1 protein-coding gene is annotated in these 1985 nt (G+C 53.3%); it reads left to right on the forward strand.

What is annotated here, in order from left to right; all coding sequences use genetic code 11:
- The coding region (locus tag J8X26_RS27155) for a phage tail tape measure protein (protein WP_208952621.1) at window positions 1-1985 on the forward strand (1985 nt) is incomplete at both ends.

Below are 1985 nucleotides of genomic sequence, written 5' to 3' on the forward strand. Positions count from 1 at the left end.
GCAGGCCGCTATCAACCAGGCCGCCATCGCGGAAAAAACGATTGTGGCCGCGCAGGCGCAGCGCGATCAGGCTATCGCATTGGATGAGTATTACGCCAAACAAACCGAAGTTAACAAGCTCTACGGTCTCAGCGTCAGTTATCAGGATGAACACCTGAAAAATGAACGCGCAATCATTGAAGCGAACCGGCTTGAAGCCAGCGGGCTCGATAAGCTTAAAGCGGCAAAAGCGTCTGCTATTGCTGCTGATCTGGCTGAAACGGAAGGTAAAGCGGCGCTTGTGGGGGCCACGGAGGCGGCGGCAGCGGCCAACACCCAGCTTTCCATTACGCAGCGGATTGCGGCCACCAGCAGCCGTGCCCTTAGTGGTGCGATGAGCCTGCTTGGTGGGCCGGTAGGGATTGGTCTGAGCGTTCTGGCCGCCGGTGGTACATATCTCTACAGCGAATTTAAAAAGGCCGAGGAGCAGACCAAGAAGCTTACAGCCGCAGTGCTTGACCTGAATACTTCATCACTTGTCTCTGCAACTGATCTGGAAAAACTAAATAGTAGGCTGGGAGACACTGAAACCTCTGTCGACGCAGTCACCTCGGCGGCGAAAGCTGGGTTCAGCGGCCAACTACTAACAGACGTAGCGACTTTGGCAAATGCTTACGCGCAGGCTGGTGGTAACGCGCAGGATTTGGTTAACTCCCTGACGTCGCTGCGCGGTGACCCGGTTGCTGCGATGGAGAAACTTACTGCCTCTGGTGTTGCCCTGAGCGCTTCAGTTATCAGTCAGGTACTGGCGCTGAATCAGCGCGGTGAAGCGGCGCAGGCCAGCCAGCTACTGATTGAAGCAGCAATGCAGTCTGAAAAAGCCCGGCTTTCAGAGTTGGGTGTTGAGGTCGATAAGACTTCTGACTCAGTGAATAATCTCGGGCAGATGTGGCTAGCTATGGCGAACCCTGCCGGTGTTGCCATCGATGATGTGGTTGGTAAGGCAAAGGTGGCTCAGAGAAATCTTGCGGCGCTTGCCGGCACGTTGCAATCAGACATTCAGAATGCCATCGCCTCTGCCCAAAATGCCCGAATAAAAAACTCTGCCGGGCTTAAAAGCTATCTTGATGCGGGAACAACCGCCGCAGAAAAGCGTACAGCGGCTATCAAAAAGCTTAATGAAAGTCTCTATGCGCCTGGTTCGTCGGATTATCAACGGATCCTGAAAGGGATTAACGACGAATACGATAAGGCGACGAAAAAGCGGAAAACCGGCGGTACGGGTGAAGGTGAAGGTCAGCGCGCACTGGAACAAGCCCAGCAGCGTAACGCTGTTTTGCTTCAACAGGCACAGACTACTGACTCGTTAACAGAATCTGAGCGACAACTGGCCGCATTTGACCAAAAAATTGCGGGACTGAAAGGGCAAACCCTGAATGCCAGCCAGCAGAGCCTGGTCAACATGCAGGGCCAAATCCGCGCGCAAATGCAGTCAAACGTCCAACTGGAGAAAGAAGCGGCGCTGCGTAAGGTTTCGCAGAAATACCAGGAAGAAAGCCGCAAGTGGCAGGAAGAAGCCAATGCTATGCAGCGCGAAGCAACTGGAAACCTGGACAAATACAGCCAGTCCGATCAGGAATCCGCTCAGGCTGAAGCGCGTCTTGCTATTGAAAATCGCTTTAGTCAGCGCCGTAACGCACTTGATAAGGATTTCACTGATAAATCATCAGCTGAATACCTGGCGCGTGTGGCGGATTTGGAAAAATACAAGCAGCAGGAATTGCAGATCACTGAAAAAAGCGTAAGTGACCGTCTGGCTGCAGAAGCTGATTATGGCGCGGGTTTCCGCCGCGGTACGCTCAACTGGATTGACAGTGCCCGGGATGCAAACAGCCAGATGGCCACTTACGCCTCCGGCCTTTTTGACAGCATGACTGATTCACTGGCCACTTTTGCTACCACGGGAAAATTCAGCTTCAAGTCTTTTACAACGTCTGTACTTTCCG

The organism is Rahnella sp. ChDrAdgB13, from assembly GCF_017655185.1.
In the GTDB taxonomy this organism is placed as follows: Bacteria; Pseudomonadota; Gammaproteobacteria; order Enterobacterales; family Enterobacteriaceae; genus Rahnella; species Rahnella contaminans.